Consider the following 23,135-nt stretch of genomic DNA (forward strand, 5'->3'; position numbering starts at 1 on the left):
CTATTATTACTACAATCAGAACAAAAAAGCCACTCTTATTTAACGTTGCTTAAACATTCAATAACAGATAGAAACAGGGATTCCCGCTATTTTGTCATGAACAAAACAGCATTTGATAAGTTATATCTTAAAGTATAAATTTAATGAAAAGATAAGATTATGAATTCAAATCAAAATCCATTCGCAGGCAATACCCCACAGGATGTAACTGAAAGACAAGGCGAAAATGCCATTTTCATCGTCTACGGCTTGACTCAAGCCCCCGATGCCATTGATAAAGTAAAAGACGTATGCGCCAATTTCTCAGCGTTGATACGTAGCATGCGCAATCGTTTTCCCGATGCACAATTCAGCAGCACAATCAGCTTCAGTGCCAATGCATGGGAACGTATCTTCCCCGGTAAAGGCAAACCCAAAGAACTGGAAACTTTCAAAGAAATAAAAGGTGGTAAGTATACGGCTGTATCCACTCCGGGAGATATATTGTTTCACATTCGCGCCAAGCAGATGGGACTGTGCTATGAATTCGCCTCTATCATTGACGGAAAACTCAAAGGAGCAGTTGAAGCAATTGACGAAACCCACGGTTTCAGGTATATGGATGGCAAAGCAATCATCGGTTTTGTAGATGGAACAGAATCTCCGGCAGTAGATGAAAATCCTTATCATTTTGCTGTAGTTGGCGAGGAAGATCCGGAATTTGCAGGAGGCAGTTATGTATTTGTACAGAAATACATCCATGATATGAATGCTTGGAATGCGCTTCCAGTAGAGGAACAGGAAAAAGTTATAGGCCGACGAAAATTCAATGATGTGGAACTATCGGACGAAGAAAAGCCGGCCAATGCACATAATGCTGTCACAAACATCGGTGATGATTTGAAAATAGTGCGGGCTAATATGCCATTTGCTAATACTTCAAAGGGAGAATATGGCACCTATTTTATAGGATATGCAAGTACATTCAGCACTACGCGTCAAATGTTGGAGAATATGTTTGTTGGTAGTCCGGTAGGCAACACCGATCGTTTGCTGGATTTCAGCACTGCTGTAACAGGAACCCTTTTCTTTGCACCATCGTATGATATGCTTGGGGAAGAGGCATAAAAAAAGGCTATCTATCCCAGACAGCCAATCTTTTGTTAACCTTAAATCTAATACTATGAAAAACACATTGCAAAGGTACGGCTTTTCTTGATTTCTCCAAATTTTAGAGCCAATTCGAGGCATTTTACAACAAGGTTTAATAGATATGTTGACCTTGTTAACAATTTGACAGCAAAAATGCGAAATTTCGCTATCTATTTAAACAGGAATTAAGAATAATGTGAAACAGAGGGGTTATAACCTCTCTGTTTGTCTATAAAACTATGTATTCGCAACCGACTTTTGCATATAGTGTGCATCTGTCCCATCATGATAATAATTCTTTCGGATACCCACGCATTCAAACCCATTCTTTTCATACAGCTGGATAGCAGAGAAGTTGGAAACATTCACCTCTAAAGTTATCTTTCCCAAGCTTTTCTTGTATGCCACAGCCACAGCCCGCTCTATAAGCAACTGCCCCACCCCTTTTCCACGAAAAACGGGATGGACAGCAAGTGAATAGATACGCAGGCTGTGCGCACGTTTATTAATCAGCAAACTGAGGTACCCAGCTATTTTCCCCTGAGATTCTACCACCAAAAAACGTCCTTGTGCACGGCTGATAAGATAGATAAACTGTCGCTTTGAAAAACTATCCTGCCCGAAACAAATTAGCTCTATCTCCATAATTGACGAAATATCAGCTACCGTAGCCAGCCGAAATCCAAATTCCCGTTTCATTATCAGAAACGTTTAATATCCAGCATACGCCAGAAGTGATTCAGCAGTCTGTAATAGAGTTCGTCACCCAAAATAGCATCTTCCAGTCCATGGTCTATGCTGGGGTTATCATTTATTTCAATAACAATAGCCCGATCGTTCACCATTTTCAAGTCTACCCCATACAATCCCTTCCCGATAAAGGAAGCAGCACGCAACGCCGTATCCAATACCTTACGCGGTACCTGATAGATAGGGATAGTCTCCACCAACCCGCAACGACTTCGTCCGGAAGCATAATGGCAATAGATTTGCCAATGCCCCTTGGCCATGTAATATTTGCACGCATACAAAGGTTCTCCATTCAAGATTCCAATGCGCCAGTCAAAATCTGTTGGAGTGAACTCTTGTGCCAAGAGAATTGACGACTTATCAAACAATATCTTCAAGGCTTCGTCTAACTCTGCCTCATTATTAACTTTTTTCATGCCGATAGAGAAAGAGCCATCTGGAATTTTCAGTATAAAAGGGCTTCCAAGTTGCTCTGTAATTTCCTCATATGAATTAAGATTCGACTTGAACAACAGCATGGAAAGTGGTGCCGGAATCTTTTCTTTTTCAAATAATTCCTTCAGATATACCTTATTAGTACACCGAATAATGGATTGTGGATCGTCAATAACAGCTAAACCATTTTGTGTAGCCAGTTGTGAAAGCCGGAACGTGTAATGGTTCAACGAAGTAGTAGTACGGATGAACAAAGCATCAAACTCCATCAGGCGCGTGGCATCTTCTTCTGTTATCAACTCAGCATTGATGTCCATCTTCTTGGCTAATTCAAGCAGTTTATGAAGTGCTTTTTTATCACTTGGCGGGAACTTCTCTTCCGGGTCATACAGTACGGCCAGATTGTATCGGGCCGATTTTGAAGTTTGAGGATTACGCCATACCCTTCTATTGAACAAATCCAACGCATTAGCAAAATAGTCCTCTTCTTCACTATTCATCGAACTCAGAGGCAGAAATTGGATATTCTCTATCTGATTCTTATGACGTGTATTCAGCGTAACCCTTAATAGCGGAGCCGGATAATTCTCGAAAATAAAACGGGCAATACGTTCCAATCCTTTCTCTTTACAGGTACCGAAGTAAACATTAAAATACCATAAATCATCGGTTATGTTATTCTTCTGTATCCACTGGTAACAGAGTTTCTGTAGGCTGCTATCCATACGGATACCAGTACCCGCTTCTACCTTATTAATAATATCTACTCCGGGAATAACTTTATGCCCCCTCGTCTGGGCCAATAACGAGCAATAATAGCCTTCGGAGTTATAGCTATAATCATTGCTCAGGTTGATTACTAATTTACGGTCCTTCCCTGGTGATTTATACTTCAGGTAGTCGGACACCGTCAAAATGCTGTTTGTTTTGGAATATGGTTTCCAATCGTCCAAGCTGTCTACAAGAATCAATACATTATTCATCTCATCTTTTAAAAAAAGTGCCCGAAAGTAGTGAATTAAATGATACGTGATATCGCAAGGTCAATAATTATTTTAGAGAGCAAAAAAGCGATAAACAAAAGCCTTCCAACGTTGTTTCTAACAACAACTAAAACTAAAGCAAACCTTGATTATGAAAAAGTTTAAACTCAGTTTATTGGCAGGCTTGTTGCTGATAATATCAGCTTCTGTTTTTGCTGGTACCCCACCCGTAAAAGTACAGGAAGCCTTTAAAAAGATGTATTCCAAAGTAACGAACATAGAATGGTTTCGTAAAAGTGATTACCACATTGCCGGATTTGTCTCGGATAATCAGGTAAAGGACGTATGGTTCAGCAAAGATGCACAGTGGATAATGACGGAAACCGATGTAGAAAGTCTTGAGAAAGTTCCTGCGCCAGTAGCCAAAGCATTTATGAAAAGTGAAACACCACCTATACAAATCAGATATATAAAGATCATAACTTTCCCTAAAATGCCCACCGTCATTATCATTGATATAGAAGAAGAAAATTCCGACAAGGAAATCCAGTTGTTTTATGCCCCAGATGGTACATTATTAAAAAGTTATGATGTAACTGGTGGTAGCAGCGAAATATATCCCGAATTATTCGGATAAGGCGAAGTTCCCGCCAAACACTAAAACAATACTATCAGGCTATGTGTTAATTATAAAAATAATTATAAATAACAAGACTTATGAGTAGACGTTCACAGCTTGAGCATGAAGTATCATTGGCTCAAAAGCGTATCAAAGATGCTCCCAAGAATACGCCAGCAAATATCAGAAAAATCTGGGAACAAGAGTTGGTTGACCTCGAAGTAGAGTTGAATAATCTGACCGACGACGAAGAGGATAATAACGATTAACATTATGCTATGAAATGGGATAATCAACTGATAGACCATTTGCAATGGTCGAATACAATCATCAACCGTGAAGGCAAAGAAATTGTGGCGCGGGAAATTGCAGCAATGGCAACAGATGGTGACGTGATTGGAGCCGGTTCCGGTTCCACGGTTTATCTGACTTTATTTGCACTCGCAGAGCGGATTCGCCGGGAATCATTGTCTATAGAGGTAATTCCTGCTTCCAAGGAGATTTCTATGGCTTGTATACAGTTGGGCATACCGCAAACTACGCTTTGGGCTAAACGTCCGGATTGGACATTTGATGGGGCGGATGAGGTAGATCCCAATCGGAGTCTGATAAAAGGACGTGGCGGAGCCATGTTCAAGGAGAAACTTCTGATAAAAAGCAGCAGCAAGAGTTTCATCATTGTTGATAACAGCAAATTGGTTGAGCAATTGGGTAGTCGCTTCCCAATACCTGTAGAAGTATTCCCGGGAGCATTGAATCTCGTGGAGAGTGAAATGCAAAGATTAGGGGCATCAGAGATTGTATTACGTCTTGCTGGTGGAAAGGACGGTCCTGTCCTGACAGAAAACGGCAACTTTATTTTCGACACCCGTTTCAGTTATATAGACCCTTCTCTTGAACAAAATCTGAAAGCAATCACCGGGGTAATCGAAAGCGGGCTCTTTATAGGATATGGCGTTGAAGTAATAGTAGCCAGATAAAAAATAAATCAGGCGCGAGTTCTCGTAATTCGCGCCTGAAAATATATTTAAAGCCTCCTAGTTTTATATAATAGTAGAAGTAGCTTAATATACCTCTACTTTTTCAGCAATGTGCTTTGCCTTATCCCGCAACGCATCTAAATCAGAGTTCAATGGTGCATAGCACAATACAACTCCCATGCGGCGGTTGACGCGCGTTGTTGGCTTGCCAAAAATCCGAAGATATGTGTTTTCTTCTTTCGTTACTTCCTCAATACCCCGATAATCCGGACGCTCCTGGCTGGCAATAGTCGAAAGAATCACAGCACTTGCCCCTATGCGTTCCTGCTTGATATTTGGAATAGGCAGCCCAAGCACAGCACGCAGATGAAGCTCAAATTCATTCAGGTTCTGTGTACCTGCCAAAGTCACCATTCCTGTATCGTGCGGACGTGGAGACAGTTCCGAAAAATACACCCCATTTTCATGACTCAGGAAGAATTCAACTCCCCAAAGGCCGGCACCCCTCAAAGCACATGTCACTTTCTCCGCCATTTCCTGTGCTTCCTTCAAATGGGCAGGATCAATGTGTGCAGGCTGGAAGCTCTCACGATAATCCCCCCCTTTCTGTACATGGCCAATGGGCGGACAGAACAACGTAGGTCCATTTTTCTGCGTCACCGTAAGCAGAGTTATCTCGCTATCAAACTTAATAAATTCTTCAATAATCAATTCTTTTATATCGCCACGACTTCCATTGCAACCATATTCCCAAGCATGTTCCAACTCGTCAGCGCCCTTCACCAAAGACTGGCCTTTACCCGAAGAAGACATCAACGGCTTCACCACACAAGGGAAACCAATCTTTTCGGCAGCAGCTTTCAGCTCATCCAAAGATTTGGCATAGAAATATTTAGCAGTTTTCAATCCTAACTCTTGTGCCGCAAGGTCACGTATAGCTTTGCGATTCATCGTAAAGTTTACGGCACGGGCACTGGGCACAACCTGAATGCCCTCCTTTTCAAAATCATAAAGACGCTCCGTCCTGATGGCTTCTATTTCCGGCACAATGATGTCCGGCTGATGCTTACGTACTACACGTTCCAAAGCATCGCCATCAAGCATGCTGAACACCTCACATTCGTCAGCCACTTGCATGGCAGGCGCTCCGGCATACGAGTCGCAGGCTATGATATATTGGCCTTTGCGTTGGGCTGAAATTACGAATTCTTTGCCCAGTTCACCGGAACCTAACAATAAAATCTTCTTCATTTTTACTATGTGTTTACATTAAGAAGCGCAAATGTACGTAAAAAAATAAGTAGCCTGCCCTTTAAATAATTAAAAAAACGGATGGATAGCTCATTTTTATCTGTATCTTTGTACCATAAACAATAGGGTTTATTCTGAATTCTTCTTTGTGTATGTTTATTTTTGCGGAACTTCGCAAATTGCTCCATCCCCAAAATGACCTCATAATCAGCTCCTTTGTTCAGATTCAATTGCAAGTATGCCATCATCCTATGGTTCCATACGGCAGTTAGTCAGTAGGAAACTAAATGCAGTGTTTTTAAGCTGCATAATATATAATTAAATTAAGAATGGCAGTAAAAAGAGTAACATCAAGTAAAAGAGACAGAGAAAAAGCGAAACAGAGTAAACGAGAAGAAAAACAAAAGAGAAAAGAAGAACGCCTTAGCACTGGTAGCCGTAGCTTCGAAGAGATGCTGGCTTATGTGGATGAAAATGGAATTCTTCATTCTACGCCCGAAGGTGTGAAACCTAAGGAAGAGGTGGATGCTTCTGAAATAGAAATATCTGTTCCTAAGAAGGGCGAGGCAGAAGAGATTTTGCCATTAAACGGGCGTATTGAACATTTTAATGTATCAAGAGGTTATGGTTTCATAAAAGATTTAGGAAGCGGTGAGAAATACTTCTTCCATATCACGTCCGCTCCCGAAGGAATAACCGAAGGAGACAGTGTTACATTCGAAATTGAACGCGGTACGCGGGGTATGAACGCCGTGCGGATCTCAATCATTAATAAATAACAATTTTAACTTACAAAAAGAAATGAACATTTATGTTGCAAACTTAAGCTGGAACACAAACAGTGACAGCTTACAGGAATTATTCACACAGTATGGCGAAGTAACTTCAGCCTACATTATTAACGACAGAGAGACGGGACGTTCACGCGGTTTCGGCTTCGTAGAAATGCCGAATGATGAAGACGGTCAGAAGGCTATCGATGGACTTAACGAAACTGACTTCGAAGGCAAAACCATTGCAGTAAGCGTGGCTCGCCCAAGAACAGAGAGACCTGCAGGCGGCAACCGTGGTGGTGGCTATGGCGGTGGTAACCGTGGTGGCGGTTATGGCGGTGGCAACCGTGGCGGTGGTGGTTACGGCGGCGGTAATCGTGGCGGTGGCTATGGCGGCGGTGATCGCGGTGGAAGATATTAATCTTACATTAGCTAAGACAATGAAAACTGTTCGGGATGATTCCCGGGCAGTTTTTTTATGTCCTTATCACACCTATATATATCAATAATATCTATATTTGTATATTATGATAAGAACCAAACACATATTATTGACTCTCGCATTGCTGTTATGCAATGTCTGTATCTATGCCGCTGCAATCAGCTACTCCGTGCATGGAAAGATTATCGATAAACAGTCACGACAACCAGTGGCCTATGCCAATGTCGTAGTTGTAGGTATTCCCGGTAAAGGAACATCCACCGATTCACTCGGCATGTTTCGTATAGAGCAGATGCCACCAGGTATTTATCGCTTCGAAGCAACACTTATAGGCTATAAGAGTGCAGTGACTCCTGAATACGTAGTTTCTTCTTCCACACCTTTTATTGAAATAGAAATGGAAGAAGATGAAAACATGTTGGCGGCAGTGGTGGTCACCCCCTCTCCTTTCCGGAAGACAGTGGAAAGTCCGGTAAGCATGCGTATCATAGGTTTGCAGGAAATAGAAAAGAGTCCGGGAGGAAACCGGGATATTTCGCGTATCGTAAGGGCATATCCGGGGGTATCGTTCTCTCCTATCGGATACAGGAACGATTTGATTGTGCGGGGTGGCTCACCTTCCGAAAACCGCTTCTATATGGATGGGATAGAAATTCCAAATATCAATCACTTTGCCACTCAGGGAGCATCGGGCGGACCGGTCAGCATTGTTAATGCAGATTTGATACGGGAAATCAGTTTTTATACCGGAGCATTCCCGGCCAATCGTTCCGGAGCGATGAGTTCCGTGCTGGACTTCCGTCTGAGAGATGGTAACCCGGATAAACAGACTTTTAAAGCAACATTGGGAGCATCGGAAGTTTCTTTTAGCGGCAACGGACACCTGAGCGATAAGACAACGTATTTATTCTCTCTACGCCAATCTTATCTCCAATTACTGTTCAAAGCTTTGGGACTTCCTTTTTTGCCCAACTTCATTGACGGGCAATTCAAATTGAAAACAAAACTCTCGGCACATGATGAGTTGACTATACTCGGACTGGTAGGTATCGATAAGATGAAACTGAATACCGACGAGAAAGGAGAAGATGCAGAATATATATTGAGTTATCCACCCACCATTCATCAGGAAACATTTACCATAGGTGCTTCATACCGCCATTATGCAGGAAAGCATGTACAGACACTAACACTAAGTCACAACTATCTGAACAACCGTAATGTGAAATATCTGAATAACGATGAGTCTTCCGATGATAACCTGACGCTCCGGCTTCGCTCAGTGGAACAGAAAACCACCCTTCGTTTCGAGAATCAGACAAGATTGGGGCAATGGACTTTGAAGGAAGGTGTAGAACTGAATTATTCCAATTATACTAACCAGACAAGGCAACGGATATTCGGCTATACCACACTTTCTAATTACCGGACTGATTTGAATATATTCAGTTGGGGTGGCTTCTTTTCCACAGATTATATCAGCGCCGACAAATGTTTCTCTGCTTCCGCAGGTATCCGTACGGATGGAAACAACTACAACCGGGAGATGAAAGAATTGTGGAAACAACTCTCCCCCCGTCTTTCCCTATCTTACGAGCTTACCAAGCAATGGACACTAAGTGGAAATGCAGGATTATATTACCAACTCCCTCCTTACACAGCATTAGGATTCAAAGATAATGGCGGAAACTATATAAATAAGGATTTGAAATATATGCAGGTCATGGAGACCTGCCTCGGACTTGACTGGCATCTGCAAGATAGGTTAATGATTTCAGCAGAGGGGTTCTTCAAGCAATACGGACGCATGCCTCTTTCCCTGCAAGATAATATTCCTTTGGCATGCAAAGGAGATGATTACGGCACGGTAGGTAACGAAGCGCTTATCCCTATTGCTGACGGACGCGCCTATGGGATAGAAGGAATGTTGCGTTGGCAAATGTCTGGACGTTTCAATTTTGTATCCTCCCTTACTATTTTTCGCAGTGAATACCGCAATGGAAACGATGATAATAGCGATACTCTTTCCGATACGAAATATATCTCTTCTGCCTGGGACAATCGCTTTATCCTTAATGTGAGCGGAACGTATAATCTTCCCCGCCGTTGGAGTATCGGAGGAAAATTGAGTTATATCGGTGGCGCCCCCTACACTCCTTATGATGAAGAAAAGTCATCATTGGTGGAAGCATGGAATGCACAAGGACGCCCGTACTATGATTATTCAAAATATAACACAGAACGCTTACCCAACTTTGCCCAGCTTGATATACGCGTAGATAAATCCTTTTACTTTCATCGCTGCATGGTAGGGCTTTATATTGATATACAGAACATCACGGGAAGTAAGTTGAAACAGCAGGATGTGATTATGAGTACGGGAGTTATCGAGAATCCCTCCTCTCCTATCGAGGAACAAAGATATAAGATGAAGAACCTGAAACAGGAGAGCGGAACGATATTACCATCAATTGGGGTGACTGTAGAATTTTAAAAGAAAAGTGCCGGAGAAGTAAAATCCTCCGGCACTTTTTTATTGAAATATCATTTACTGATGTTGTTCTCTCAGCAAATCATTTACCGTTTTCACCGGGTTGAATGTATTCAGGGAAACTTCTACAAACACCGTATTCCAGTCGCTCATGGCACCGTTCCATAAACCGGGGAGTTCGAGTGCTTTCAGGTCTTTGCCATTCTTTGATTTGTAGGAGATAAAACCGGTAGCTTTATCCACGAAGTTAACCAGATCGAATTTATGACCTTTATAGTCGCGTACGGCACAAACCAAGTCAACGGGATTAAAGTGCGTTCCCTTCTCAAACATCTCCTTCTTCTCCGGATCATCCATATCAATCTGAGAACTTTCAAGAATTTGCAGAGAAATAGTTCCGTCGCTGTTATATGCCAGGAACGGACCGCCACCCGGCTCGCCTACATTCTTCACCATACCGCATACACGCATCGGACGATTCAGTTTCTCTTTCAAATAAAGCACCAGCTCGGCATCTTCCAGATTCTTTGTTTCAGGATTCTTGCAGAACAGTTTCTTTTGCAGAAATTGCAGAATTTCGAGCACCTGTTCGTGAGTATATCTGCCGCTATCCAGAATTTCCAGATAAGCAAACGCACGTTGCTGCAACGCAACCAGCACTCCGGCAATCAACTTCTTATACAACACTGTGTCACCCTTCAACTTATCGGGCACCACATTATCGATATTCTTAATAAAGATGATGTCTGCATCGAGGTCGTTCAGATTCTCAATCAGCGCACCGTGACCGCCCGGACGGAATAGTAACTTGCCGTTGTCGCGGAAAGGCTGATTGTCCATATCGGCGGCAATGGTATCCGTGCTAGGTTTCTGTTCGGAGAAAGTAACATTATAATCCACTCCGTACTTCTTGGCATAAACAGTAGCCTTGTCGGCCACCAATGCTTCAAACAGACGCCGGTGTTCGGGAGAAACGGTAAAATGTACATTCACCTTTCCATTCTTGTTGGCTGCATAGAGCGCACCTTCTACAAGATGTTCTTCCAGTGGCGTACGGCTTCCGTCTTCGTACTTATGGAACTTCAGCAATCCTTTGGGCAGTGCACCGTAGTTCAGTCCGGCAGCTTCGAGCAATGCTGCCACAACAGCTTTGTAGTTCCCTTCAGCTATTAGTGCAGGAATTCCCTTTCCAGACATACTCTCACAAGCGGCATTCAAGTCATCATAGAAAGCAAACTTTTCAATTTGTTCGAAGAAAGTTTTTTCAAATTTGGTTTCGGGTACATCGTAATCAGCTCCGAGAAATTCAAACAAATTCTTAAACATGCGGCTTGCCGCACCTGATGCCGGAACAAACTTTACCACTACTTTATCTGTCCGTGTATATGCATCCCATGCATCGAGATAGAGCTTCTGCTCGTCGGTTGCAGGTGCCAGAATACCTTTTTCTATAGAAGCGGCTGCAGCCAACTTCAAGTACGGGAAACCTTTCTCAAAACAGGCCAGTTGTTCGGTTATCTGTTCCTCTGAAATACCTTTTTGGGTAAGCAACTCTTTGTCTTGCGGTGTTATCATACTATCTTTATTTATTAATTGATGCCCAAAAATACAAAAAAACCGCAAGCCCTATCAAGAAAAAGAAGAAAAAAACTACCTTTGAGCAACAAAAATGGACGATTATGGAAAGAGATGAATTTTTCACTACTGATGAGAAGGAATTGCTCTTCTCTCTCTACAGAAAATTATTGCAGTTGACCGGAGAAACATTACAGAAAGGTGACTGTAGGAAACTGAAAACACATCTTATCAACTCTATAAAAGATAACCGTGTTCAACGCGATACTTTCGGACTGAACCCGCTGGTTAAGGATATGCAGACTGCCGTTATCGTTGCCGAAGAAATCGGAATGAAACGGGCATCTATTCTGGGCATCATGCTGCATGAGAGCGTGAGAAACGGAGCTTGTACCACCGAGGAGGTTCAGGCTGCTTTTGGTGAAGATGTGGCCGGCATCATTCGCGGATTGATACGTGTAAACGAGCTTTATTCCAAAAGCCCCACCATCGAATCGGAGAACTTCCGCAACCTGTTGCTCTCCTTTGCGGAGGATATGCGTGTCATCCTGATAATGATTGCAGACCGCGTGAACATCATGCGACAGATAAAGGACAGTAAGAATGACGAGGCGCGTCGGCAAGTGGCCAATGAGGCTGCCTACCTCTATGCTCCCCTTGCCCATAAACTGGGTTTATACAAACTGAAATCGGAGCTGGAAGACCTTTCACTGAAATACACGGAGAAAGATGTCTATTATCATATCAAGGATAAACTGAACGAAACCAAAGCATCCCGTGACAAATACATCGCAGCCTTCATCGCTCCGATGCAGAAGAAGCTGGAAGAGTCGGGGTTGCATTTTCACATAAAAGGACGAACTAAATCCATTCACTCCATCTATCAGAAGATGAAGAAACAGAAATGTCCGTTCGAAGGTGTATATGACTTATTTGCCATCCGCATTATTCTGGTTTCGCAAGTAGAGAAAGAGAAACAGGAGTGCTGGCAAGCATACTCCATTGTGACGGATATGTACCAACCCAATCCGAAACGATTGCGCGACTGGCTGTCAGTACCTAAAAGCAACGGCTACGAATCACTACACATCACTGTGATGGGGCCTGAGAGTAAATGGGTGGAGGTGCAGATACGTACCGAGCGCATGGATGATATTGCCGAACGTGGTCTTGCCGCTCACTGGCGCTACAAGGGCGTAAAGGGGGAAACGGGGCTGGACGAATGGCTGACTTCCGTACGCGAAGCTTTAGAGAACTCGGATAGCAACGGTCTGGAGGCAATGGACCAGTTTAAACTGGACTTATATGAGGATGAAGTATTCGTATTTACTCCGAAAGGTGACTTATTTAAATTGGGCAAGGGGGCCACGGTGCTCGACTTTGCTTTTCATATTCATAGTAAGCTGGGATGCAAGTGTATCGGTGCTAAGGTAAACGGCAAGAATGCACAGTTGCGGCAGGTGTTGAATAGCGGTGACCAGGTGGAAATAATGACATCGAACACGCAGACACCCAAGCAGGACTGGCTGAACATTGTGACTTCTTCTAAAGCGCGCACCAAAATTCGGCAGGCATTGAAGGAAATGGTGGCCCGGCAGCATGCTTTCGCCAAAGAAACCATAGAACGGAAATTCAAGAACCGGAAGATAGAATACGATGAAGCGGTAATGATGCGCCTTATCAAGCGGCTTGGTTTCAAGACGGTGACGGAGTTTTATCAAAGCATTGCGGACGAAACGCTGGATGTAAACGAAATCATAGATAAATATCTGGAACAGCAGAGGCGTGAGAATGATGCGCATGATGACATCACATATCGTAGTGCCGAGGGATATAATCTGCAACAGACGCAGAACGACGACATCACCCGTTCGAAAGAGGATGTGCTGGTTATTGACCAGAACCTGAAAGGGTTGGATTTCAAGCTGGCACGTTGCTGTAATCCGATTTATGGGGATGACGTATTCGGTTTCGTGACAGTGACCGGAGGTATCAAGATACACCGAAGTGACTGTCCCAATGCCACGCAGTTGCGCGAGCGGTTCGGCTATCGGATTGTGAAAGCACGGTGGGCGGGTAAGTCGAAAGGTACGCAATATCCGATTACGCTCCGTGTTGTGGGACATGATGACATCGGCATCGTAACGAACATCACTTCCATTATTTCAAAAGAGAATGACATCACATTGCGCTCCATTGGCATTGACTCGCATGACGGATTGTTCTCCGGAACAATGACGATTATGGTGGGTGATACGGGCCGACTGGAAACGCTCATCAAGAAACTTAGAACGGTGAAGGGAGTGAAACAAGTGGTTAGGGGGTAGTTAGTGATTAGGGGTTAGTGATTAGTGATTAATGCCATGCGGAACAATGGTGCAAGTGCTAATCATTTATCACTAACTCTTAATCACTTATCATTTATCACTAACCCTTAATCACTAATCACTTATCACTAACCCCTAATCACTTATTCACGTGAAATACGATTTAAAGAAACAAATCCGCAGTTTTGGCTATGCTTGGAAAGGCATCAGGCAGTGTGTAGGTAAAGAGCAGAACCTGAGTTTTCATCTCATTACTTCGGTAGTGGTAATAGCCGCAGGATTCTTCTTCGGCATCACACGCACGGAATGGCTCATCATTGTGCTTTGCATAGGTGTGGTGATAGCTGCAGAACTATTCAATACGGCTATTGAGAAATTGGTGGATTTGGTTTCACCCGGACGCCATCCCATTGCGGGACAGGTAAAAGACATTGCCGCCGGAGCAGTGCTAGTGTGCGCTGTTGCGGCGGCAACCATCGGGGTTATTATCTTTTTTCCGTATGTATTCAGTTAAAACCTTTATTTGAAAAACTTTTTATCTCACCCGTTTCTTCTTGAAATAAGAGTACGTCAGCAAGAAGTAAACAGCCAAAGCTACCAAGATAGCAATGCCAATGACTTTGTAAATCAACTGGAAATCCGTATAAAAATGAAGGTGTTCATTTCCGCTGTCCGACAGAAAGCAGCAAACTGCAATACCCATCAGGATACCCGTATCCATGGACAGATGGCAAGTAGTATTTGCAGTTCCCCGCTGGCAATGTTGCGACAGCTTAACGAATATCTTCGTAAAAGGTATCGTAAGCACCACTAAAACAACAAGGAAGAATAATACACTATAATCCCCCTGTTTGATTAGCGGCAACGCTACCCCGGGAATAAAGGCTATCAGCAACAGATTGAAAGCAGGAAGCCATCCCCGCACCAGCAGGAAACGGTCGAGATTGCAACGGCTCATACCTATCGGGGCACGGAAAGCCACATATACCCGCATGGCAAACAGAATACTAAATATGCCACACAATATAGAAAGGTATGCCACCATACTGAAACCTTTGAGGTAGAACATCCAAACTCCCGTCCCTACTCCTATCAACATTCCCAGACGCGCGGCCAGCGCAAAGCCCATGTTTCCGGCACTGCGGCGTGAAGAAGCAGTGATGTCAATGGCCACTGTGATACCTGCCGTCGTAGCCAATCCAAAGGCTCCTCCTTGCACGGCTGCAAGCAACAGTAACTTCGGGAAAGTGTCGACAAAGATGTAGCCTAAAGTTGCTCCCAACATCACAAATGTGGAATATACAAGCACACGTTTTCTTTTATACTCATCTCCCAAGTATGCATGAAACGGTCCTACAAGAAACATTGCTGCTGCAAATACCAGAAACATACTACCCACCTGTCCGGTAGAGATGCCCAATCGTGACACCATTACCGAAGGAAGTACCGGAAGAAGTGCATATATGGATGCAAAAAGCAGGAAATTGGCAAAGCACATCCGTATAAAGCCCAGTGACCAAAGATTATCAGTATTGCTCTTTCTCATTCGGGAAATCTAAGTTCTTCACATCAGATACATAACGGCTGATAGCGTCAGTCATCACCGTATGCAGGTCGGCATAGCGACGCAAGAAACGGGGACGGAATCCATTATTCATACCCAGCATGTCTTGAATAACCAAGACCTGACCATCTACTCCGCCACCAGCACCGATGCCGATAATAGGGATGGTGAGTTCACTTGCCACACGTTCTGCCAGAGCGGCAGGGATTTTCTCCAGTACGATAGCAAAGCAACCGGCTTCTTCCAGCATATGGGCGTCACTTATCAACTTATCAGCTTCCGTATTATCCTTGGCACGAACGGTGTAAGTGCCATATTTATTGATGGACTGCGGCATCAACCCGAGGTGTCCCATGATGGGTATACCGGCACTGAGAATACGCTTCACCGTACCTATAATTTCTTCGCCACCTTCCAGTTTCAATGCATCAGCATGACTCTCTTTCATAATGCGGATGGCGGAAGCGAGACCTTCCAGTTCATTGCCTTGATAGGAACCGAAAGGCATATCTACCACTACCATAGCGCGCTTTACACCGCGAACTACGGACTTAGCATGATAAATCATCTGGTCGAGAGTGATAGGAAGGGTTGTCACATTGCCCGCCATTACATTACTGGCAGAATCGCCTACGAGGATTACATCCATACCTGCACCATCCACAATCTGTGCCATAGTATAATCATAAGATGTCAGCATAGATATTTTTTCGCCTCTCTGTTTCATCTCTATCAGGCGATGAGTAGTCACTTTACGAGTGTCATCTGAAATATAACCAGCCATATTTCTTTAGTTATAAGTTATTAGTTATGAGTTATTCTTTCTCAATTTTCGGGCGCAAAGGTATAACTTTTTCCCGTTACTTGTGCAATTGAGTTAATTTATCGTAAGTGAAGCCCTCAAAATCATCCAGGATATGATGGCATAACGGGGCTATTTCTTCGCGTGAGTTGGTAGTGGCCAGACCGATAACGGTAGCTCCGGAAGCCATGCCGGCTTTCAATCCGTTGAAAGAATCTTCGAAGACATAAGTTGTTTCCGGTGTGGTGCCGAAGACTTCCATACCCAGCAGGAAACAATCCGGTGCAGGTTTTGATGCGGTGAACATCTCTGCCGTAAGAATACGGTCGAACATGGTTTTAATCTCAGGCTTGGCACGATACACAGCTTCCATCTTTTTATCGTTGGAGCTGGTGACCACAGCCATTTTGACATTGTTCCGGCGGAGGTCGGCGATAAAGGACTCTACACCGGGTACAAAGTCATACGACATTTCCTGTTCAAAACGGTCGAGTCCGGCGGTGATTTCTTCCCGCTCTTTCATCATGCCGGGAAAAAAGGTATCATAGATATACATCAGGGTTTGTCCCTTCACACGGTTCTCCAAGTCTTCCATACCCAAGTAATCTACTCCCAACTTATGCCAGAAGACGCTGTACTGCGTTTCTGTGTCGACAACGACACCGTCGAAGTCAAATAGAACAGCGATGTTTTTTGTTTCAGCCATATAAACTTTCTTTTACCTTATTATGTTAATACCTTATGAATTACGACACAAAGGTCAGAATAATACTTGAACCGAGCAAATAAATGAGTAACTTTGCTACCCCCTAAAATAACATCATTATGAATAACAACCCTCATATATTAGGCACTGAAAGCATAGGCAAACTGCTATTACAGTATTCCATTCCTGCTATTATAGGTATGACGATTACTTCGCTATATAACATCATCGACAGTATTTTCATCGGCCACGGCGTAGGTGCGATGGGTATTGCCGGATTAGCAATCACCTTTCCGCTGATGAATCTTGTGGTAGCATTCTGTACGCTGGTATCGGCAGGCGGTTCTACCATTTCTTCCATCCGCCTGGGACAAAAAGACTTGGACGGAGCAACAGAAGTGCTGGGAAATACACTGATGTTCTGTCTGATTAACGCGGTCGTATTCGGCGGACTTTCTTTTGTTTTTCTAGACGATATATTGAAGTTCTTCGGTGCCAGTCGGGATACACTGCCTTATGCACGCGATTTCATGCAAATCATTCTGGCGGGAACACCTATTACTTATACGATGATCGGACTGAACAACATCATGCGTGCCACGGGATACCCCAAGAAAGCAATGTTGACATCCATGGTGACCGTGGTTTGCAACATCATCCTCGCTCCTATCTTTATTTTCCACTTCGACTGGGGAATACGCGGAGCAGCTACAGCAACAGTGATTTCGCAGTTCATCGGTATGGTATGGGTAGTGAAGCACTTCCTCAACAAGGATAGTTTCGTTCATTTCGGTCCGGAATTTTGGAAATTGAAGAAGCGCATCATCAGTAGTATCTTCTCCATCGGCATGTCTCCGTTCCTGATGAACGTATGTGCCTGCGCCATTGTGATTATCATCAATAACTCGCTGCAACGCTACGGAGGCGATATGGCTATCGGAGCTTACGGTATTATCAACCGTTTGCTTACGCTCTATGTGATGATTGTGCTTGGCCTGACTATGGGCATGCAACCTATTGTGGGATACAATTTCGGTGCACAGAAACACGACCGCGTGAAGCGGACATTGAAGCTGAGCATCCTGACGGGTGTTTGCATTACCAGTAGCGGTTTCCTGATTTGCGAACTATTTCCGCATGCCGTTTCCGCCATCTTCACGAATGACAATGAATTAATCGATATTGCCTCACGGGGTGTACGTATCTGTGTACTGATGTTCCCGCTGGTAGGCGCCCAAATTGTGATCGGTAACTTTTTCCAAAGCATCGGGAAAGCGAAAATCAGTATCTTCCTTTCGCTCACCCGACAACTGCTGTATTTGCTTCCCGGCCTGATTTTCTTCCCCCAGTTCATTGGACTGGATGGTATATGGACCAGCATGCCCGTAGCCGACTTCTTTGCTTTTGTGACAGCCCTAATTGTACTGGGGATATACATCCGGAAGAAAAACAAAGAGGGTATTTCGTAAGTAATTTGCACCATCTCAATAGAGGGTATAACCATTAAATAAAAAGGGTGTAGCCCTAAGCACCAAAGGGCTACACCATCCTTATCAAAGGGTGTAGCCATCCTGCCCGGAAGGCTACACCCTTTTTATTCTGCCCTACAGATACTTGTAGGCAAGGTAAAAACGATTAAATGAACTTATTCGCTTTTAATACTATGTACTGGATTTTCGTTAGCTACGCGCCAAGCCTTGATTATCACACAAGACACAATAAATAAAATCAGGCAAAGAGCGACAACAATGTACCATGCCACAGACAAATGTACTGTGTCATTGAATTGACTAATCCAAACCTCACCGGCTTTGAATGCTCCGATTGTACCTATTACGACCGCCGGAACGGCCAGCCACAACACATCGCGCGAAAGCAAGCGTAAAACTCCGCTAACTTCCGCTCCATTCACTTTGCGAATAGCAATCTCTTTGGAACGCAGACGTATTTCATCATTCACGTAACCGACGAGTCCCATGAGGATGATAAACAAGATAGTGATGGATGCCAATAGCGTAACGTCACGAAACACGCGGACAGATTCGGAATAACTCAGCATCTCTCCTTCCATTGAACGGAATAATAACTCATCCTGAGGATATGCACGCCGCATTTCTTCATTCAAGCGGATTAGGTTATCATCAAAAGGCTCTTTCAAACGGACATGTACATGACCGGCTGTGCCCTCTGCCCAAGTTATCATTACCGGATTGCGATCATCCGGTGCAAGTGGAAAACTGAACGTAGCCAACACACCGACAACCGTACCAAAATCATTTACCCGTTCGCCTACTCCGGTACCTTCCCATTTCATCTTCTCAACAAAAGTACGGTTCACAAGCAGTTGCCCACTGCCCGACAATCTTTGTCCGGCTGCAAGTTTCATACCCATAAAATCAAGGTAATCCTCATCGAACGCCGAACTGCGAGGTGAAAAAAGCCGGTTGCCTTGATTGTCCGTTATCATATACGGAGCATAAAAGCCCAGCATGGTTGCACTGGCAGAAGCTACGGATTCTACATACGGCAGTCCTGCGAGGACGCTGCGTAGATTATCCGGATTCTCCAACCGCTGATAAACGTAAGCGACGCGCTCGGGGCGGAAACCACGGTCGCGACCGGTGACATAATTATACTGCATAAGGACGACTAACATCATACCCAGTATGAATGCTGCACCTCCGAACTGAACAAATAATAAAATCCTTTTCCAACCATGACGACCGGAAGTGTAGCGCTGAAAAACCTGTGTTACCGGTATACGCGAGAATAATGTGCCTGGTAAGCATCCTCCCAACAAGAACAGCAGAACTACCACTGATAACGGTGCCCATAGATTTTGCCAAGCAAAAAGTACACCCAGTGGAATAGAGGCCAATTCTTCCATCTTTTCGTGGAAAACATATACTAATAAACCAATAAAGAACAATGCCAGCATAATCACTACGGCGGTCTCTATCAGGAACATGGATAAAATGCTGCGTCCGGATGCACCGCTACACTTGTGTACTCCGATAGCCTTGGCACGCTGTGTCAATGAAGCGACAGAGACCAATACATAATTCAGTGCTGTAGTAAAGAGCAATACGGCACCTAACAATGCCATTATCCAAATCATCTTCCGCACGCTTGGTTTGGAAAGATGAATGCTACGCATAGGTTCAATGCTCACTTTCAGTTCCAGTCTGCTATTTTCCGGTATATGGCGGGCGATGGCGGCCGAAAGACGTTCATTCAGTATGTCAGCATCGGCAGGAGTGCGTAAGCGTAGGTAACCATCATAATTACCTCCACTGTTCCACCCTAACCTCCACTGGGTATGGCGTTCAATGCTGGGGAAAGAAACAATAGCTTCCGGACGGGAATATAATTCTGTATTCAGCGGTACATCATCATAAATGCCTTTGACAAGCATAGGGATACCAGCACCACCCATCTGATAGTTCAATGTTTTTCCCAGTGGAGACTCACTGCCAAAGATGGTCCGCGCTGCCGTGCGAGACAAGAAGATAACATCCGGATTACCCAATTCCTGCGGGTTTCCTTCCAACACCTTGAGACCGAGTGTAACAAAATAAAGGGTATCTGCCATTACAGTAGTAAAATTGAACTTACGCTCCCCCAAATGATAGTTACCACCAAAAAGTGAACAACTGGTCGTAGCACTCTCCACCTCATCAGGAAATTCATCAGCAATGGTAGCAGGGATGACTTGGATGGTATTGTAACCCTCACCACCTTTCAGCACACCTTCTTGCAACCATCCGGTTTTTACAATATAAAGATTCTCCGGCTCGTGATAGAAATTATCAAAACTCAGTTCGAAAGCAATACGGGCAAAAAGGAAGACGGACATCAGCAATCCCAATGCCAGAGTGATAACTTTGATGACGTTTGACCCACGTCCACGAAGCAAGGTCTGCAAGGTATAATAGAAGTGTCTCATAGCAATAACGTTTATCTGTAATTATGACTTATTCGCTCTTGATGCTGTTCACCGGATTTTCATTGGCGATATACCAGGCTTTCCAAATGACGCATGTCGTGATTATTGCCAGATTGGCAATTACTATCAATACATATACAGGCCAGCCCAACGGTACCTGCACCGCAAAAAGGTCCATCCATATCCTGTTGACATACCACGAGCTTACGGCACCGATAATAACTGCCGGTCCTGCCACATAAAGCACGTCACGCGACAACAATTCCAATATAGTTGATGCTTCAGCACCATTCACCTTACGGATAGCAATTTCTTTGGAACGGCGACGTACTTCGTCGGTAGTGTAACCTATCAATCCCATCAGCATTACAAAAAGCATCACGACGGCTGCCAATATGATGGCATCACGGAAGACACGTACAATGCTATACGCCTCCTGCATCTCCTGTTCCAACGGATAAAAGTCAACGGTTTTACCCGGAAAGGCTTCGGACGCCTGACTGTTCAGTTTACCCAGGTTCTCGACAAAAGGCTCTTTCAGGCGAATATGAATGCTATTGCCAAACTTACCACACCGGACAATAAGCGGTTGTTGCGGAACATAGAAAGAAGCTGTATGAAAGTCTTTCAACACTCCCACTACCTTGAGGTCGCCAAGGCTGGTATGACCATTGTGTACCACACGCCCCAGAATTTCATCTCCCCAACGCATTATCCGGGCAAAAGTCTCATTCACTACTGCTTCATTACGTTCACGCGCCATGCGTCCTTCTTTCAGCACCATTCCCATCATTTGCGGATAGCCTTCGGTCTCCACGCAATAGCGTGACGAAAAGATAGATTTACCGCTTTCATTCAGTATCATCATACCACTCATTCCGATACATGGCGGATAGCTTGCCGATTCGACAACTTCTACATAAGGCAAACCACGGAAAAACTGACGGGCTACATCCCGTTCCGCATCATCGGCAAACTGTAGATCGTCAACAGCTACATGCTTTGCATTGTAACCTGTCTCCTTATTCAGCACATAGTGATATTGTGCCATCACCACACACATCAGTCCGCAGATGAAGGCTACTCCCATGAACTGAATAAAAAGTAGCGGACGTTTCCAGCCCTTCTTACCTTCGGTGTATCGGCGGAATACCTGAGATACCGGTATACGGGCAAACATTCGTCCGGGCAATACACCACCTATGACGAATAACACAAGCACCACCAGCATCGGCACCCAAATGCGCCCCAGTACAAAAAGGGAGGTTAGCTGAACTTCCATAGCCTCTTCTATCATTTCGCGGAAGTTGAGCAACAACAACACCATCACCCCTATCGATAGTAAAATAATGACACCTGTTTCCAATAGGAACATACCGAAAACCGAACCACCCGAAGCACCATTACATTTATGTACCCCCACAGCTTTAGCACGATAGGAAAGCGAAGAAACAGAGATGAGAACATAATTCAACGCAACTATAAAGAGAATGGCAAAACCAAGAAGACTCATGATAGAAATCATGCTCTTCACCGTATCGCTATTGAGATATACCTCACGAATAGGCTGTATCACAGCCGTGTACCCCACACTCTCTTTTTCTTCCTGTGGAATATAATTCTGGATAGCGGCATCCAGACGGGCATTGAACTTCTCAACATCTATTTTCACGCCCGGGCGCAGGCGGATATACTGGAAGTAAGAATCTCCGCCTTGCCAAGTATTCTCCGCCCACTCGCGGCTCCATCCTGTGGCTATGGAGATGACAGCTTCAGGATTCATGGTTGCGTTTTCCGGTAGGGCTGCGTATGTGCCCTTCACTGTCAGTTGTATCTGTTTATCATAATTTATCACTTTCCCGATGGGATTTTCATCACCGAACATTTTCCGGGCCAAGCGGTCACTGAGGAAGACAACATCTTTCTGTTGCAGTTCCCGTACAGCATCTCCCGTCAACACCTCAATCCCCATAGTACGGAAGAAAAGAGAATCAGCCATAACCTTATAGTCACTGAAACGTACACTACCATTATACAACGGACCGAAGACCATGTACTTGCAGACATTGACGGCAGATTCCACTTCATCCGGAAAATTCTCAAGAATGAATCCTGCCACTACCGGTAAGTTCATCTCGTTGGGTTCGTCGTCACGTTCTCCATCTACAGTCCAGACGGAAAGCACCTGATAGAGTTGGTCATAGTCCTTGTAGCAGGTATTACAACTCTTCTCAAATGCCACGCGAGCGAAAAGCAGGATACTCATTGTCAGAGCCAACCCAAGGGAAATTACTTTGATGACATTAGAACCGCGACCGCGCAGCAACGTTTGAATGACATAATAGATTTGCTTCATACTC

Annotated in this window: 19 protein-coding genes; 10 read left to right on the forward strand and 9 right to left on the reverse strand. The window is 44.2% G+C overall.

Annotated features, from left to right (window positions below; translation table 11 throughout):
* Positions 1-159 precede the first annotated feature (159 nt).
* Positions 160-1,107 carry a Dyp-type peroxidase gene (locus HMPREF9447_RS01865; RefSeq protein WP_009127520.1) on the forward strand — a complete coding sequence of 316 codons (948 nt, stop codon included), beginning with the start codon at positions 160-162 and terminating at the stop codon, positions 1,105-1,107.
* A gap of 261 nt (positions 1,108-1,368) precedes the next feature.
* Here the strand turns inward: HMPREF9447_RS01865 and rimI are convergent, their stop codons facing one another.
* Positions 1,369-1,830, reverse strand: a complete 462-nt coding sequence (gene rimI, locus HMPREF9447_RS01870; protein WP_009127523.1) for a ribosomal protein S18-alanine N-acetyltransferase — start codon at positions 1,828-1,830, stop codon at positions 1,369-1,371.
* 2 nt (positions 1,831-1,832) lie between these two features.
* Entirely contained in the window at positions 1,833-3,299 is a 1,467-nt protein-coding gene (locus HMPREF9447_RS01875; protein ID WP_009127525.1) for a RimK family protein, read from the reverse strand.
* Between the two features lie 151 nt (positions 3,300-3,450).
* On the opposite strand from HMPREF9447_RS01875, the gene HMPREF9447_RS01880 reads away from it, so the two are divergent.
* From HMPREF9447_RS01880 to rpiA, 3 genes are all read left to right on the forward strand, one after another.
* A complete protein-coding gene (locus HMPREF9447_RS01880) occupies positions 3,451-3,936 on the forward strand; it encodes a PepSY-like domain-containing protein (RefSeq protein WP_009127527.1) in 486 nt (161 codons plus the stop codon).
* Positions 3,937-4,016: 80 nt separating this feature from the next.
* Positions 4,017-4,187 (forward strand): hypothetical protein, encoded by a 171-nt coding sequence (locus HMPREF9447_RS28685; RefSeq protein WP_009127529.1) that lies wholly within the window; start codon positions 4,017-4,019, stop codon positions 4,185-4,187.
* A 9-nt stretch (positions 4,188-4,196) separates the two neighbouring features.
* Positions 4,197-4,898, forward strand: coding sequence for a ribose 5-phosphate isomerase A (rpiA, locus tag HMPREF9447_RS01885; RefSeq protein WP_009127532.1), 702 nt, complete (start codon positions 4,197-4,199; stop codon positions 4,896-4,898).
* Positions 4,899-4,982: 84 nt separating this feature from the next.
* Here rpiA and purT read toward each other — a convergent pair whose 3' ends face one another.
* The gene (purT, locus tag HMPREF9447_RS01890) at positions 4,983-6,149 is read right to left on the reverse strand and encodes a formate-dependent phosphoribosylglycinamide formyltransferase (RefSeq protein WP_009127535.1); all 1,167 of its coding nucleotides are present in this window, start codon (positions 6,147-6,149) and stop codon (positions 4,983-4,985) included.
* 329 nt (positions 6,150-6,478) lie between these two features.
* Here purT and HMPREF9447_RS01900 point away from each other — a divergent pair, with 329 nt between their 5' ends.
* From HMPREF9447_RS01900 to HMPREF9447_RS01910, 3 genes are all read left to right on the forward strand, one after another.
* Positions 6,479-6,928, forward strand: coding sequence for a cold-shock protein (locus HMPREF9447_RS01900; RefSeq protein ID WP_009127537.1), 450 nt, complete (start codon positions 6,479-6,481; stop codon positions 6,926-6,928).
* Positions 6,929-6,950: 22 nt separating this feature from the next.
* Entirely contained in the window at positions 6,951-7,343 is a 393-nt protein-coding gene (locus tag HMPREF9447_RS01905; RefSeq protein ID WP_009127539.1) for an RNA recognition motif domain-containing protein, read from the forward strand.
* Positions 7,344-7,449: 106 nt separating this feature from the next.
* Complete coding sequence (locus tag HMPREF9447_RS01910; protein ID WP_167549106.1) at positions 7,450-9,858, forward strand: TonB-dependent receptor; 2,409 nt, start codon at positions 7,450-7,452, stop codon at positions 9,856-9,858.
* Positions 9,859-9,912: 54 nt separating this feature from the next.
* Here HMPREF9447_RS01910 and HMPREF9447_RS01915 read toward each other — a convergent pair whose 3' ends face one another.
* Entirely contained in the window at positions 9,913-11,430 is a 1,518-nt protein-coding gene (locus HMPREF9447_RS01915) for a DUF4301 family protein (protein WP_009127542.1), read from the reverse strand.
* 104 nt (positions 11,431-11,534) lie between these two features.
* On the opposite strand from HMPREF9447_RS01915, the gene HMPREF9447_RS01920 reads away from it, so the two are divergent.
* Complete coding sequence (locus HMPREF9447_RS01920) at positions 11,535-13,757, forward strand: RelA/SpoT family protein (RefSeq protein WP_009127543.1); 2,223 nt, start codon at positions 11,535-11,537, stop codon at positions 13,755-13,757.
* A 151-nt stretch (positions 13,758-13,908) separates the two neighbouring features.
* Complete coding sequence (locus HMPREF9447_RS01925) at positions 13,909-14,271, forward strand: diacylglycerol kinase family protein (protein WP_009127545.1); 363 nt, start codon at positions 13,909-13,911, stop codon at positions 14,269-14,271.
* Between the two features lie 21 nt (positions 14,272-14,292).
* Here HMPREF9447_RS01925 and HMPREF9447_RS01930 read toward each other — a convergent pair whose 3' ends face one another.
* From HMPREF9447_RS01930 to HMPREF9447_RS01940, 3 genes are all read right to left on the reverse strand, one after another.
* Positions 14,293-15,303, reverse strand: coding sequence for an MFS transporter (locus tag HMPREF9447_RS01930; protein ID WP_009127547.1), 1,011 nt, complete (start codon positions 15,301-15,303; stop codon positions 14,293-14,295).
* Positions 15,284-16,105 carry a 3-methyl-2-oxobutanoate hydroxymethyltransferase gene (gene panB, locus HMPREF9447_RS01935; protein ID WP_009127549.1) on the reverse strand — a complete coding sequence of 274 codons (822 nt, stop codon included), beginning with the start codon at positions 16,103-16,105 and terminating at the stop codon, positions 15,284-15,286. The genes HMPREF9447_RS01930 and panB overlap by 20 nt, the downstream gene beginning before the upstream one ends.
* 76 nt (positions 16,106-16,181) lie before the next feature.
* Entirely contained in the window at positions 16,182-16,829 is a 648-nt protein-coding gene (locus HMPREF9447_RS01940) for an HAD family hydrolase (protein ID WP_009127551.1), read from the reverse strand.
* A 119-nt stretch (positions 16,830-16,948) separates the two neighbouring features.
* On the opposite strand from HMPREF9447_RS01940, the gene HMPREF9447_RS01945 reads away from it, so the two are divergent.
* Positions 16,949-18,298, forward strand: coding sequence for an MATE family efflux transporter (locus tag HMPREF9447_RS01945; protein WP_009127553.1), 1,350 nt, complete (start codon positions 16,949-16,951; stop codon positions 18,296-18,298).
* A 176-nt stretch (positions 18,299-18,474) separates the two neighbouring features.
* On the opposite strand, the gene HMPREF9447_RS01950 is transcribed toward HMPREF9447_RS01945, so the two are convergent.
* Together HMPREF9447_RS01950 and HMPREF9447_RS01955 are read right to left on the reverse strand one after the other, a co-directional pair.
* On the reverse strand, positions 18,475-20,775 hold the full coding sequence (locus HMPREF9447_RS01950) for an ABC transporter permease (RefSeq protein WP_009127555.1): 2,301 nt from the start codon (positions 20,773-20,775) through the stop codon (positions 18,475-18,477).
* A 28-nt stretch (positions 20,776-20,803) separates the two neighbouring features.
* Positions 20,804-23,131 (reverse strand): FtsX-like permease family protein, encoded by a 2,328-nt coding sequence (locus HMPREF9447_RS01955; protein WP_009127557.1) that lies wholly within the window; start codon positions 23,129-23,131, stop codon positions 20,804-20,806.
* Between the last annotated feature and the right edge of the window lie 4 nt (positions 23,132-23,135).

Origin of the sequence: Bacteroides oleiciplenus YIT 12058, assembly GCF_000315485.1 — a bacterium.
Lineage (GTDB): Bacteria > Bacteroidota > Bacteroidia > Bacteroidales > Bacteroidaceae > Bacteroides > Bacteroides oleiciplenus.